The sequence below is a fragment of the Bdellovibrio sp. SBM16 genome (assembly GCF_056175625.1).
In genome coordinates this window covers 25,984-41,337 of record NZ_JBJKJG010000013.1, presented here as the reverse complement: position 1 = coordinate 41,337, position 15,354 = coordinate 25,984, and the positions used below count along the sequence as shown (strand labels likewise).

The window sequence follows — 15,354 nt, the reverse complement described above, 5'->3', positions numbered from 1 at the left end:
TAGATGCATTTAAATTAGTAAGTAGTGAACCGTTTAGTGCTGGGATTTGCGCTGAACCGTTAAGTTGCACAACGTTGTTGGCTGCAGTACCCACATTTTGTAATGCCGCTGAGCCTAAGCCTAAGTTAGCTCTAGCCACTGTCGCTGACGCTAAATCCGATAAGTTATTTGCAATCTGTAAATACGCACCGGCACTTGCGCTGTTTGCGGGCGTGTAACCTAGAGCCGCTGTTACATCAGAAGCATTTAGCGCCGATCCACTAATTACACGACCTTTGCCATCTACTGTTACTTTCGTGTATTGCGAACCGCTGACCACACCCGCCTGATTTGCGAGCCTTGCATCGGCAATGATGCCGGTCGCAGCCGGTCCACTTAAATCAACTGAATTTAATGCTGATAAAGATCCTAATCCTAAATTAATTCTAGCGACGGCCGCCGATGCAACATCAGATAAATTGTTTGCACTTTGAAGAGCGCCAACCAAGCGCGCATCGTTGCCCGCAGCTACCGTACCAGAAGCAGTCCCTACATTTAATGTAAGAATCGGTGCTGTCGTGCCATTGTTGACAGTAATATAAGAATTGCTACTTGAAACACTTGTCACGGTGCCACTGCTTGAAACGTTTGGTGATGCACAACTATAAATCGAACCATTAAAGGTTAAGTACTCTCCCGAGCTACAGGTTGGGATTGTACGGTTTACAAAAGCATTACCATCAAATTGTAAAATTTGATTTGTACTTAAAGAAGTAATTGTGACTGACACGCCTTTAATACGGTTTACGCTAATATTAGATAACTGCCCAGAGACATCGCCACCAAACGCCGATAAATTGCTGAGCACACTGGCTGGCAAATCTGCTAAGGTTAAAGATGTGACCCCACTAACTACACGTCCTTTGTTATCTGTTGTAACTTTGTAATAAACACCTGCGGTACCCACATCAGCAAGACTTATTGTTTTTGATGCCGCACCAGAAACAACAACTTCGTTGGCTGTCCCCGACAAACCAGATACACCCGATTGATTTACCCATGATAAATTACCACTGCCATCAGTCTGCAAAACCTGACCGCTAGCACCGGCATTTTCGGGAAAAGTTAGCGTATAATTAGAAGCTAAACTTGTCGATGCCTGTAAGCGCACATTAAAGTTTGAGCTTGGCTTATATAAGTCAAAATAATTAGCACGAGCAGTATCTGCAGAGATTGCATTAAAACTTACATTTCCGCTGGCATCTCGTTTGACCAAAGTATCAGCCGTGCTTGACGCTGTTGCTGCAGCAATAGCATCCACTGTTAAGCCTATTTGAGTTGAAGTTTTACCACCGACGTTATTAACTACAGTCGATGAAAATGCACCGCTGACATCACCCGAAAGTGTAGCGGATGCACTTAAAGGCGTGTAGCCAAGTGCAGAGCTAATGGCTGCAGGCGATGCTGACAACTTACCTTTGAATTCAGCATAATCAACAGAGGTGATATAGCCATCCGCCGACATTGAGGCGACGCTCATTGAAATAACTGGATTACTCACTGAACCAGTGACTACAAGTGGTGCAGTTGCAGAAACGGTCGTAACTGTACTCGAAGTGCCTCCGCCAGCCGGAAGTGCCACGCAGCCAAAGCTGGCATTATTAAATGTTAACGCGAAACCTGGTGCACAATCCTGCAGGCCTGTGCTTGGAGCGAAATCGGTATCTAATTTACCATTAAGTCGCTTGGCCTCAACAGCCTTACTTGCATAGCTTGCATATGGCACAGAATTAATCGACATTGCAGGTAGGGTTTGCCAACCCGACGAATCCTGAAACTGCATGACAATTTTACGAACGTCTGAAGGCAGTGGCGTATAACTTGGCGGAGCGCTGCCCGTTGCCTGACAAGAAAGCGCTGTTGCTGTGTTATCGAAAACATCTGTAAAAGACGTTGCAGTTAATGGAAACGACTTAATACCCGAACCTAGCGCAAAAGTAATTAATCCGCCGGTTCCTGTCATATTGATAGACGAATAGTTTTCAGTATAAAGAATACAGGTTCCTGAAGGATCCATGATCGTAAAGCGAAAATTTACAGCATTAGATTCTAGAGGCTGCCCGTTGGGTTTAACAATTTTAGCTTGGTAAGTTGTGAGCTGAGGCGCGGCTAGCACAAATTGAGTGTGGAAAAATAAAATAAATATGAAAGCTAATAGTCTAGCTTCCAGACGAACCGAATTGGTTTTAAAAACACGTACATCTTTATCCACATATAAATTATCGTTTGATATTGTAATTTACTTTAACGATTCTCGCCAAAATTTTAAAAAAAGCCCAGGTTCAATGTATTCGCTTTAATAGCAATTAAAATGACATTAAATATAACAGTGTCTCAAAGTTAAACCGGTGATTCAGATATTTTTTTGAATCACCAGGACCTTGAAATGCCATATTTAAGGTGCTTTGGCGTGAATTTTTTTTCGCTCAACAGAGATTTGAAGTGCTTAAATTCCGCAGCACTTGAACTGACACCGTAACGATTCTTTAAGTATAAATTAAAAATTTCGACGATCACAGGCATCGATTCCGGATACTTTTGCATCAGCCGGTATTGCCAGTCAGCAAATGACTCATTTTTCTGTTGTGGTAATTTTTTAGAAAAAAACCGGTGCAATTCTGAATAATAACGTTCACTTAGACTGTGATCTCTGATGATAAACTTTTTTGTAAAGTAATAAAAAATATAGATACAAATTAATAATAAAATTAGTCGCGAAACGATTTGTACATCTTCATTGGCCTCATAAAAACTGATAATCTGCTGTTTTAAATTGGCACTCGAGTACTCTACAAAGAATAAAGTCCAACGGTAATTGGAAACCTCGAGAAAATTGGCCAGCTGGTCAACAAATTCAAACTGCTGCCCCAGCTTTTTTAACAATTGCCCACGACCGGACGAATTGATAAATGTCGTAGCTCCAATTGAAATTCTATCCGGCGCGATAAACTTCACCGGGTCAAATAAAACCCACTCATCTTTGGCATTAAGATACTCAACCCAAGCATGAGCATCCAATTGCTTCACGGTCCAGAAATTACCAGCCTTGTTAAACTCGCCCCCCTGGTAGCCGACCACCACTCTTGAAGGCACATTCATGTAGCGCAGCAGTAGCGCTGCCGCCGAGGCATAGTGCTCACAAAATCCTACTTTAGTTTTGAACAAAAAATCTTCTATTGAATTCACAGCCAATTCTTCACCGGATAAACGGTAAGCAAAACCCTGCTCAGAAAAATATTTAGCCAATAGATTTACTTTATCTTCAGCAGACACACCCACACCGTTTATGGGCAGCAGTGACTTGAGCAATTCTTCAACTTTTGCTGATCGTCGGTGCAAAAATACATACTCTGAACGCTCTCCGGCTAATTTTTGTTTCTGATTAAATAGAACTGATCCTTGATAGACCAATCTTTCGGTTAAAGATGAATACAGGGCATAAGTATCATTTTTTTCTGATAACAATAAACGCTCAGGCGATTCGACCGCCGTTGTTTCGTATAAGGTAAAAATTTGCTCTTTAAAGTGCGGCTCTAGAATAACCTTATACTTTGGCTGGTAGACCACAGTCTCTTGATCTAACTTTTCAGAAGCACGGTTTAACGGATTCGAGCGGCGCCAAGTCAGCCCCTGCTGCCTGTCTAAAACTTGGCCGCGCCAATACAGCTTATCCTGGGTGGTTGCAAAGTCTTCAAACTCTGCGCGAAAAGCTATGTTTTCATTATTTACCAGCTCGGAAATGGCACCCGGGCGCAGCTCAGCCGAAAACCCACTTGCACCAATAGTCGAAAATAGACCGAAATTACGCTGCCTGCCTCCATCGAACTTAAACTGTGGAAACACCAGAAATAAAATAATGGCAGCCGGCAAAGAATAAAATATTATTCGCCGTAAAACACGAAAGCTTTCTTTACGGTAATGCAGCTGAAAAGCTACCGGAAAGAATTGATACAAATAAAACACCGTCGCGATGAAGGCATAGACACCGAAAATGAAATCAATCTGAAAGACAAATTTAACGACTGCTAAAAATAGCCCCAGCAAGTACAAAAAATACGGAGGTTGAGTGGAGTCATACCGATGTTCGATTAGCCTGATACTGGTGAGCATGATGAGCAGACTGGCGATTAATTCATTAGACAAGATAAAATTAAACTGGCGTAGCGCGACCAAAACTATAATGACCGACATCACCCCGGTGATAGATTTTAAGTATCGCAGATTTTTAAGCCAAGTAAAAAAACTTAAGCCTAAAAATGACAGGTTTACGACGATCACCCACTCAGGCACTTCGGTGTACAGTAACACCATCTGAAAGAATAAAACCAGCGGCAAAAGGTACTTTTTCATATAAGTAGCCTCAGGCCTTTAACTAAACTTTTCAAATCTAACGGTGCGACCGAAACCTGCTGGTCACCGAAGATAATAACAAACGGCTTTTTCAGGTGGTAAACATGGTCGATCCAAAAAGCAAACTGCGATTTACGCTTTTCTAAATCTACCAGCGGCTCGGTTTCTTTCCAGTTTAAAACAATCAATGCCTCTTCATCGACCTGAGTTTCAAATTTGTTACTGTACAACTCACTCGTCTTAGCCAAAATCTTCCAGTTAATGTGCTGGGGAGAATCACCCTGGTTAAATCTGTCAAAATGCGATATTTCTTTTTCAACCGATTCTTGTAGCTGTCTCTTTTCTTTCCCGGCTTCAATTTGTAGCTGCTGTTCGGGCTGACCGAAATAATTGATTTTTTCCGGATACACCGTGATTTTAACTTCAGGCTGAACAAAGCGCCAGACCTGTAAAAACTGCAGCGGAAAACGACTTTCTATTCGCTGCATCGGCACCTGCATGACTCCGTACTTAACCGGAGTGTACATGACCTGCAGCTCACGATTTTCCTGTGGCCTCAGATGTTCTACAATTTTATCCGCAAGCTGAATCATAAAGCTGTCTTTGCTGCCGGTATTTTCCATTTTGTAATGCAAAAAACCCGCTTCATTCTTAAAAAGTAACGACGCCTGTAAAAAACTGAGTTTGATTTTTTCAAAATTTTTATGACTCATCAACATCGTGACCAGACCGACTGAAAACAAAAAGAATGAAAATAAAAAGATTAAGTTGTTACGGTTATTAACACTGACAATAACCAGAATAAAAACCAGCGTACCATAGCTAAAGCCCAACCCTGTCGGGATAATATACGGTCTGGGTGTATTAACCCTGACCGGAATTTTACTGAGGGATGTGAACCAGCTGTAAAAGTTCTTCAACTTTTTGTTCTCCAAACGGAAGGCCCTGTTGGTCAGCCAAACGGTGCGCCAACACCGGCTTAAGAGATAACGATAAGTCATCCGGCGAGACAAAATCGCGGCCATTTAAATATGCACGGGCACGACTGGACTGCACCAGCGCCAGCCCCGCACGGGTCGACAGAGAATTAAACTGATCCTGGCGAATACGCGTAACCTGCAACAACTCGGCGATAAATTCGGCCAATTTTGAATCCAGATGTATTTTCTGCGATTTCTGGTGCGCTTCGATGATATCGCTCTTACCTAAGATCGGTGTAAGGCCATCCACCAACTTACGCGGATTATCGCCAGACAACAGTCTCACTTCTGAAGATTTAGAAATATAGTTAAGGTGGATCGACATCAGAAAACGATCGACCTGACTTTCAGGCAGTGAATAGGTACCGATCTGCATTTTTGGATTTTGTGTAGCGATTAAAAAAAAGTTCTCAGCCAAAGCATAGGTTTTACGATCAACAGTGACCGAACTTTCTTCCATCGCCTGAAGTAGTGCACTCTGTGTCTTTGGATTGGCGCGGTTTAATTCATCCGCCAGCACCAACTCTGAAAACAGTGGCCCTTCTTTAAAGTAGAACTCATGTTTGGCATTATTAAAGACCATGTGACCGATAATGTCGGCTGGTAATAAATCATTGGTAAACTGGATGCGGCTTTGTTGCAAGCCGGTAAGCTTGGCGATTGTTTGCGCTAAAGTTGTTTTACCAACACCGGGTTCATCTTCAATCAGTAAATGTCCACGCGCGATCATGCAAACGACCGTATTTACAATTTGATTTTCTTTATCGAGAATGATCTCTGCGGTCTTTTTAATGACATCGTGGAATTTAGACATAGATAAAATTTTGCGGCTATAGCCATCGAGATTCAAGCCTGAATCACCCCTGGACCCATTAATCTGCTCAGCGTTAGCCAATAAAAAAGCCCCTGTATTGCTACAGAGGCTTTGACCGCTTTAAGCTTTAATTCTCACAATTAAACTTTACCACCAGAGCGGATTAAGTTTAATGCTGATCCTGCGCGGAACCATTTTAACTGTTCAGCGTTGTAGGTGTGCTTGATTTCAATCTTATCAACTGAACCGTCAGCGTGTTTAGCTTCAAGAGTTAAATTTTTACCTGGAGCTAAATCGTTCAAGCCACGGATAGTTAAAGTGTCTTTTTCCTGGATTTTTTCATAATCAGCAGGATTTACGAACGTCGCCGCTAACACCCCTTGTTTTTTAAGGTTTGTTTCGTGGATACGAGCAAAAGACTTAGTGATAACAGCAGAGCAACCTAAATAACGTGGTGACATCGCTGCGTGCTCACGTGAAGACCCTTCACCGTAGTTTTCATCACCGATGATCATCCACTGTTTGCCTTTAGCCTGGTAATCACGGGCAACAGCTGCAAATTCTTTTTGTGAACCGTCTAACTGGTTATTACCTTTGCCGATGACACCAGGTAAGAATGCGTTATCCGCACCTAATAACATGTTGTCAGAGATTTTATCTAAGTGACCACGGAAGTTTAACCATTTACCACCCGGGCTGATATGATCGGTTGTGCATTTACCTTTAGCTTTAGCTAATAATAAATGATCTTCGAAATCTTTACCGTCCCATTTTGTAAACGGTTGTAAGAATTGTAAACGTGGAGAATCCGGAGCGATATTTACTTTAGCCGTCGCACCTTCTGGTTTTTGGTAACCCACAGTATCAGGTACGAATCCTTTTTCTGGAAGTTCCGGTGCTGAAGGCGGAGTTAATTTTACTTTACCGTTTGGACCAACTAATTCGTCAGTCATCGGGTTAAAATCTAAGCGCCCCGCTAAACCTAAGGCCATAACGATTTCAGGTGAACCGATAAACGCTAATGTTTCCATGTTGGCATCATTACGGCCACGGAAGTTACGGTTAAATGACGTGATGATGGTGTTTTTCTCACCGGCTTTAACGTCGTCACGTTTCCATTGACCGATACAAGGACCGCACGCATTGGCTAACACGGTAGCACCAACCGCTTCAAATGTCTTCATTTGGCCATCGCGAGTGATTGTGTTCTGGATTTGTGTTGAACCTGGAGATACTAAGAACGGCTGCGCCATCTTAACACCGATTTTCATCGCTTGTTCAGCTAACATTGCTGAACGGCCGATATCTTCGTACGACGAGTTTGTGCACGAACCGATAAGAGCAGACGATAATTTTAAAGTCCAGCCGTTAGCTTTAGCTTCTTCAGCAATCTTAGAGATTGGGCGAGCTAAATCCGGAGTATGAGGGCCGACTAAGTGTGGTTCTAAAGCTGATAAATCGATCTCGTAAACTTCGTCGAAGTATTTTTTAGGATTTGCAACCACATCGTCATCTGCGCGTAAGATATCTTTATTTTGATCTGCGATCGCTGCTAATTCTGCGCGTCCTGTGGCTTTTAAGTAGCCAGCCATTTTTGCATCGTAAGGAAATACAGAACAAGTTGCGCCTAACTCAGCACCCATGTTGGTGATAGTCGCTTTACCCGTACAAGAAATACTGTCTGCGCCTTCACCGAAGTACTCTACGATTTTATCTGTTCCACCTTTTACAGTTAACATTCCGCAAAGTTTTAAAATCACGTCTTTTGCAGAAGTCCAACCGTTCATTTTACCTTTTAAGTGAACACCGATTAGTTTTGGATTTTTAACTTCCCATGGAAGACCAACCATAACGTCTGAAGCATCTGATCCACCGACACCCACAGCACACATACCTAAACCACCTGCATTTGGCGTGTGTGAATCGGTACCGATCATTAAACCACCCGGGAAAGCGTAGTTTTCTAAGATAACTTGGTGAATGATACCAGCGCCTGGTTTCCAGAAACCGATATTGTAACGAGAAGCTGCTGTCGCTAAGAATTCAAAAACTTCTTTGTTTGTAACATTTGAGGCAGCCATGTCTTTTTCTTTGCCTAAATGCGCCTGGATTAAGTGATCGCAGTGAACTGTTGAAGGAACAGCCGCTTCATCTTTACCCGCTAACATAAATTGCAAGATCGCCATTTGCGCGGTCGCATCTTGCATCGCTACGCGGTCTGGTCTTAAAAGTAAGAACGAAGAGCCACGGTTGATCTCTTGGTTTTGTGGATCGTCTAAGTGACCGTAGATGATTTTTTCAGCTAAAGTTAATGAACGGTTTAAACGTTTTCTGATAACTTCAGTCTTTTCGCGAGTTGTTTGGTAAACTTTTTTAACCATTTCTGGTGTAGTTTCAATTTTTGCCATCGGGACCTTCCTTTTTGGGGTTTTCAATACGTTTTCATTCTCGGCTAGTTCTTTTCTTGAAAAAATTGAATAATAGGAATATAATGTAGTAGTATTTGGAATATATCGACCAACTACCAGAAGGTGATTCATGTTAGAAGGCATCGAAGCCCTAATTGCCCTAGAAAGAACCGGAACCATCAGCGAAGCTGCCGCTCAGTTACGCTTAACCCAGTCTGCGGTGACCAAACGCCTGCAAGCTCTACAAAACGAGGTCAGTTTTAAGCTGATCGAACCCGATGGCCGCCGAGTCAAATTGACCCAACAAGCGCAGGACTTTCTTCTACGCGCACGGCCACTGGTCACCGAGCTTAAAAGCTTAAAACAGCTAAAACCAGAAAATGGGATTACGCGCTACTCAATTGCGCTCGCCGATTCGATTGCCGCAACCTGGGGTCCGAAGCTGATCAAACAAGCCAGCCGCAAAATAAAAAATATTGAGTTCGATCTGCACGTGCACAGATCTACGCTGGTTGAAGAAAACGTAAAACTTGGCCGCTACGATTTAGGATTATGCATCTCTCTTTCAGCAGCCAGCACGGGCAATTTATCATCAACCCGCATCACCGAAGAGCCGCTGGTTTTTGTCTACAACAAATTCGATGAAGACGCTGCCGCAGAAACGAGTAAGGTCATCACCATCGAAAAAAATTCGGGCACTTGGCGCAATATGGAAGACCGCTTACTTAAAAACCCAAAAGTTAAGTCGGCCGACTTTGTCTATGTTGAATCTTTTGCCGCTATTTCACAAATGGTGAAAGAAGGCTTTGGTAACGGCATTATTCCTTTAGGCTTAGCCCAGCACTTAAATATTCCGAAAAAAGGTTTTACCGCTTTTACTCCGGCGATCTCGCGCGAAATTAAACTGATCTCGCGAAAAAGCATTGCCACCCAAGAGCCGATTCAGGATTTTACCAGACAATTAACCGAACTTAGCCAGAATATCTTTTAATGATGCCCTTATCTTGGTTAAGCTACGGTTAAATTATTTAATTACCTTAAAAAGTGCTCCATATCTTGCGAGTGAGATCTGCTGTCGCTCAATTGACAGGATTTACTTTTTCTCGCTAGATACCCACTCCATAAAAAACAAAAAGGAGTTTTAAATGAAATCAGTTATTCTATCTTTAACAGTTCTGGCAGCTGCACCGGCAATGGCTTTTGTTGATGTTCCAACTTTTCCAACTGAAAGCGGCTGGGCAAAAGCTATGACTCAAAAAGCATGTCATGTGAAGTTTTCTAAATCTGCAGTAGGCACAATCCAAAAACATAACGATGGTTCTGTAACTTACACAGTTTACAACAAACACGGACAAGTTATTGCAATGGCAGCTGCGGCTTCTGAATTGATCGGCGCAGAAAAAGTTTGCTTACAAGTAAATAAGTAATTTTGACTAAATAAAAAAGCCAGATCACTAGATCTGGCTTTTTTAGCATTGAATATCAAACCGCTACTGACTACGGCGCTTTGAATTCTGGCTTAAGAATCAGCGCTTGTAGATCATTTAAAGCATCAGAGAACGATACTTTATTTTGCGGCAACAACACTAATAACGATTGTTTACCGCGACCTTTGGTTAATTCAACAGTCTTCGAAGTTCCCGCAACTACTTTTTGCGTGTCACCTAAGCCTAAGAACGCTTGGTCATCAGCATTCATCGACAACGAGAATGATTTTTCATTAGCCAAGTGGTCATCCATTTGAACGGTAGCTTGCTCGTTGTGAGTAACTACTACTTTGAAGTTCAATTGGTTTTTACTGTCTAATTTTAACTGGCTGATACGTGCCTGCACTACGACCACCGTAGAGTTATTGTAGATCGTGATATCCTGCTGGTCTACGATGGCTTCATCATAAACCTGCTCGTCTTTTAATTTTTGTAAAGCGGCCGGATCATTTTTAACTGCGTCAACTTTTGCTTCAAACGCTTTTCTGATTTCGCGCGCTTTAACTGCATCAATCAATGTCGACATAAATGCTTCTTGTTTATCACCTGGGATTGAAGCGGTATTTGCACCTAAGATCTCTTGTTCAGCGATTCCGTCTTTATCAGCATCAACTAAGATTGATACATCACACGCATTCCAAGTTGTCATCGGTTTGTAAACTTTAACACCGAACTCCACGAAATGTTCAGTACCATTAGCTGTTTCTTTTTCAACGATTCTGTAACCTAAAGATTGTAAATCGCAATCAGCATTCATGAATGAAGAAGCTAATGGTTTTCTTTCGTCTTTAGCTACTAAGTTGAACAATAACGCATGACCATCGTTAGCTGATTCATTTTTAAGAGCTAATTCAACCGCAGAACCTTCAGCATCGTTTGCTGAAGATAATACTGTTAAACCTTTTGATGTAATCGCGGATAATCTGTGAGCTACCGCCAAAACCGGAATACGGTATAATTCTTTACCATCAGCTTTAACTAGTACCCAACCGTCCATCTCACGAACGTAAGCTTCTCCGATTTTCGTCGCATCCAGAGTGAATGATAATTTAACCGCTGTAGTTTCGCCGGCTTTTAAAGTTACCGATTGAGCGTTGTTTAATTGCACGTACTCGTTACCAACGAATTCTATTGATACAGCTTTATCTTCGGTACCTACGTTTTTGAAGTTTACAGTCGATTTAACAACTTTTTTCGCTTCGATATTGATTTCACCGAAAGAAACCGAAGGCTCTTGTGCGATGATTTCAGATAACGCTGCAACATCAGCTTGTACACGGCCAGAACCTTGGCGAGTTACCGGGTAACGACCGGCTTTATCACCGATAGTTTTAGAAGTACCCATTGCCACGTGTTTTAAATCAAGCGCTGAAACTTCGATCTCACGGTTTTTAAATGATTGTTTAACTAACGCTAATACACCGGCCATATGCGGAGCCGCCATTGATGTACCAGACATTCTTACAACTTCAGAACCTTTACCCATCGCTGCCGAGATAATATCTGAACCCGGTGCAGAGATTTCCGGTTTTAAAAAACCATCGATCGAACGCGGGCCTTTAGAGCTGAAGCTAGTTAGCGTATCAACTAGCTCTGCTTTTTCGATTGTTCTATCAGTTTTAAACTGGATCGAAGCACCTTGGCCAGCGGCTAAAGCTGTTTTTAATTTCGCACCCACATCGCGAGCGATCATGATTGCCGGAATATCAAATGGATCAGTTGTGCCCATGCCGAATGCTGCGCCCTCTTGATTGTTGGCTACAACAACGCCGATCGCACCGGCTTCAGCCGCACGTTTTACTTTTTCATTGAAGGTAACAACACCACGGTCGATTAACGCGACTTTACCGTTTACTGCAGCTTTTTGCTCTTCGGTTAATTCAGTAGCCGCTGTACCTAAAAATACCAGGTCACCTGAAACATCTGATTCAGAAACTTTTTTACTTGTGGCTGCTTCGATAGTTTCAACAGCGATTTCTTCAGCACCCGCTTTTACAACAGAGGCTGCAAATTTCCAGTTATGATCACCGTCATCGATCGACGCTGCTACCGATAAAGCTTCTGTTGATGTGCCCGGGGCACCGACAATATAGTCTTTTGCACCAGAGTTACCGGCAGAGATCACTGATACAGTTCCGCCTTTGGCTAAGTTTTTAACTGCCTCAGCGTATAAAATTTTAGGGTTACCGTAACCTGAACCTAATGAAAGATTCACGATATCTAATTGGTCACGTAAATCACCGTCACCGTTTGGATCGGCAGAGTATTCAAGTCCCGCGATAACAACCATATCAGAAGTTGAACCGTCAGCGCCGAAAACTTTGATCGCGTAAAGATCCGCATCCGGAGCCATACCGTTATAAGATTCAACATTATCACCGATACCAGAAATTGTGCCGGCAACGTGGGTACCGTGGCCGCCTTCATCAAGCGGATTTAAATCTGGTTTTGGCACGCGGTGAAAGAAATCAGGATTTCCTGAATCATAAGTTGTACCGACTAAGTCAATACCACCACGGATTTTCTCTGACGGAAAACCTAACGCTTCTTTCGCCGGATCGATAGCTTTATAAGCTTCTGCTGTGCCGACACCTTTAAACATCGCGTGTGTGTAATCGATACCGGTATCAAGTACGCCGACTTTAATACCTTTACCTGTTAAGCCCGCTAAATTTAATTTTTCAGCGCCGATAAATTTTGATGAGTTTCTGTCGGTTAAAGCTTTTGTCGCCAGCGCCAGTGTTTCAGACTTAAAAGCCATCGGGCGTGCGAATGTACCGACGCCTTCCCACGAGGCAATGGTTCCTACTGCTTTTAGTTTTTCTAAAACTTTAACAGAGGCAAGAACTGCAACACCGTTTAGAACATATCTGTACTTGTAGATCACTTGCACGTCGGGATCTAACGCTTTCATGTCGGCGATAGCTTTGGTTTGCTCATCAGTGATAGCCGCAGACTGTTCGGTATCTACGATCGTAATGCCGTCTTCTTTGGTTGAAGTTTCAAGTAAGGCCGGTGTTTGCAGCTTTACTAACGCCATAATGTGCGTTTGGTTCTGTGGACGCGTGCTGATGATGTTTTGTGAATCCTGTAACAACGGAATCATTTTGGATTTGTTGCCGTTATGGCTTGGCGTACAAGCTGATAAAACAAGCAAAGTTGCAGACAATACGGTGGTAACTAGTTTCATTTTTCCCCCTAATGAACAATCAGGATTTTATATACAAGATCAGGACCAGTTTTTCAGAGTCTTTTTGGCCTATGGCCCAGAAACCCTGAAAACCACTGATTTTGCGAAACGATTACATGTCATATTTATGGTCAGAAAGCTAGCCCAAAAGCTAAACTTTAACTTGTTAAGTTAAGACACACCCCCAAAAAGCCGATTGAGGGCCTATATGAAACAAACTATGAGAACAACAGTTTCTGTGGGTTTATTGGCAATTATTGCGTCTGTGGCGGCGTGTACGTCGAAACCGGTGGCTGAACGTGAACCGAGTTCAACTTATGGGCGCGGAAATCTGGGCGAAGCCTATTTTTTCGATATCACCTCCCTTAACCTGCCCGAGGTTAAATTAAGAAAGTACGATCTTAATAATCAGTCGCACCTGGCAAGTTTAGAGCGCGACTTACAGTTGTTTTTAACAGAATACAAAAAGCGTAAAGACGGCAAAACTGCTGACATCGAACAAAATGTTGTCGCATTGGATTTAAAAACGCCGTACAGCAAGTTTAAGCTGACCGAAGGTAGCCTAAAAGATGGCGCCGAGTACATGCTGTATCTATTCGAGCGCGTACGCCGCGGCGAAATCACACAGATGCAGGCTACTTATCAGATCGCCGCAGTTTCGCGGGCGATAAATTTATTGTACACCGTACCGGTTCGCAGCAAATACGAATTTTTTGCCCTTCCGGTTCACATCGGCCGTTTTTTAAATTCGCCGGATGTATCTGTTGACTACAAAGGTCAGGATCCTGATTTACAGTTCGTGCGCGAACAATTTGTTCAGGAAAAAGATATTTCTAAAATCGATATGGCCTTTGATCACTTCTTTGCACCAATTACGAAAAGTTGCCAGTACGATAAGGCCAAACGCGGCTACGGTGTGCACGCCGGTTTTCATATTAAGTGCGGCAATAAAGGTTATAAAATGAAATTCGGCAACGAAGAGTATTCGGGCCCTTTTAATTCGCGCGTGTATCGTTCTTTAGGATATGTCGCACCTCATATTAACAACTACGAGAATTTAGAAATTGATTATGACCGCCGCCTTATTGAGGAATTCAATGATCGTTTAGTGATGCAGTTCAGATTAACTTTTGTCGGTGTTCCGGTTTACAAAAAAAGAGTCGAAGAATTTATGAATCCATTTACCTGGATTAAAGGCGTTAAATTGAAAGATGGCACCTTCGTGGACAGCGCGACGGCACAGAGCCGCCTTTTTAAACGCCCGCTTGAAGAATCTGTCACTGCCGATATGTTTGATGTGAACTTTGAAGCACAAATTGATAAATTTGTTTTTGGTATGGCTACCCTGACAGCAAAAGACGATCCAGCGTCCGGCGAATCGATCGGCCCATGGGTCCCGGATGATTTTAACTTCCGTGATTTTAAAGAGGTGCGCGGCATTGCCGTATTGGCGGCCTGGAGTGGTAACTACGATGTTCGTAAAGACAACTTAACGGTTAACGTCGTCGAAGACAAAAACGGCAAAAAACAATTACGTTTTGGTTTCGGCGATGCCGGTACCGGCTTAGGTAAAGGCACTGGTTTTAAACGTTCAGGCTCAGTCATCGATGAAATGGAATGGGAAGTATCAAAGGTTTTTGAACCGATGAATACTAACGACGACCGTTGGCCACAAGAACAAGAAAAACCTCAGCTTAAACTATCAGGTATCGACATCAATGAGCACGCTAAAGCATTTGCCAACATCAAAATCACTGACGCCCAGTGGATGTTACGCAAGCTTTGCCAGTTCTCGTCTGAGCAGATCAAGAGTACTTTAGTGGCCTCGGGTTTAAGTTCAGCCGAAACCCTTTTAGCTCACGCAAAATTGTTAGAGCGTCGTAACAAAATGATCGAACATTTTAATATGGATGAAGATTTTAAAGCGAGCTGCTATGTGCCCGTTAACCGCAAAATGGATTACGATCCGTTAAAAGATCCGCTAGTGACTATTCGTTATGACAGAAATACAAAAACCATGACGGCTCCCGACCGTGGCCACCGTATCGTCAAAGGCCGCTTATTGGGCGTAAAAGAAAGATAAGCC

9 protein-coding genes are annotated in these 15,354 nt (G+C 42.8%); 3 read left to right on the top strand and 6 right to left on the bottom strand.

The window, feature by feature from the left end; genetic code table 11:
* The 5 genes from AC04MM_RS13930 to AC04MM_RS13910 all read right to left on the bottom strand — a co-directional run.
* A partial coding sequence (locus tag AC04MM_RS13930; RefSeq protein ID WP_475380986.1) for a hypothetical protein occupies positions 1–2,251 on the bottom strand: 2,251 nt, incomplete at its 3' end.
* A gap of 158 nt (positions 2,252–2,409) precedes the next feature.
* Positions 2,410–4,389 (bottom strand): transglutaminase TgpA family protein, encoded by a 1,980-nt coding sequence (locus AC04MM_RS13925; protein ID WP_475380985.1) that lies wholly within the window; start codon positions 4,387–4,389, stop codon positions 2,410–2,412.
* On the bottom strand, positions 4,386–5,309 hold the full coding sequence (locus AC04MM_RS13920; RefSeq protein ID WP_475380984.1) for a DUF58 domain-containing protein: 924 nt from the start codon (positions 5,307–5,309) through the stop codon (positions 4,386–4,388). The genes AC04MM_RS13925 and AC04MM_RS13920 overlap by 4 nt, the downstream gene beginning before the upstream one ends.
* On the bottom strand, positions 5,272–6,183 hold the full coding sequence (locus AC04MM_RS13915) for an AAA family ATPase (protein ID WP_475380983.1): 912 nt from the start codon (positions 6,181–6,183) through the stop codon (positions 5,272–5,274). The genes AC04MM_RS13920 and AC04MM_RS13915 overlap by 38 nt, the downstream gene beginning before the upstream one ends.
* Before the next feature lie 140 nt (positions 6,184–6,323).
* Positions 6,324–8,591, bottom strand: a complete 2,268-nt coding sequence (locus AC04MM_RS13910; RefSeq protein ID WP_475380982.1) for an aconitate hydratase — start codon at positions 8,589–8,591, stop codon at positions 6,324–6,326.
* Positions 8,592–8,721: 130 nt separating this feature from the next.
* On the opposite strand from AC04MM_RS13910, the gene AC04MM_RS13905 reads away from it, so the two are divergent.
* Entirely contained in the window at positions 8,722–9,582 is an 861-nt protein-coding gene (locus tag AC04MM_RS13905; RefSeq protein ID WP_475380981.1) for a LysR family transcriptional regulator, read from the top strand.
* A 154-nt stretch (positions 9,583–9,736) separates the two neighbouring features.
* Complete coding sequence (locus tag AC04MM_RS13900; protein WP_475380980.1) at positions 9,737–10,018, top strand: hypothetical protein; 282 nt, start codon at positions 9,737–9,739, stop codon at positions 10,016–10,018.
* Positions 10,019–10,088: 70 nt separating this feature from the next.
* Here AC04MM_RS13900 and AC04MM_RS13895 read toward each other — a convergent pair whose 3' ends face one another.
* Positions 10,089–13,268: a S8 family serine peptidase gene (locus tag AC04MM_RS13895; RefSeq protein WP_475380979.1), complete on the bottom strand. Its 3,180-nt coding sequence runs from the start codon at positions 13,266–13,268 to the stop codon at positions 10,089–10,091.
* Between the two features lie 208 nt (positions 13,269–13,476).
* On the opposite strand from AC04MM_RS13895, the gene AC04MM_RS13890 reads away from it, so the two are divergent.
* Positions 13,477–15,351: a hypothetical protein gene (locus tag AC04MM_RS13890; RefSeq protein WP_475380978.1), complete on the top strand. Its 1,875-nt coding sequence runs from the start codon at positions 13,477–13,479 to the stop codon at positions 15,349–15,351.
* Positions 15,352–15,354: the final 3 nt, after the last annotated feature.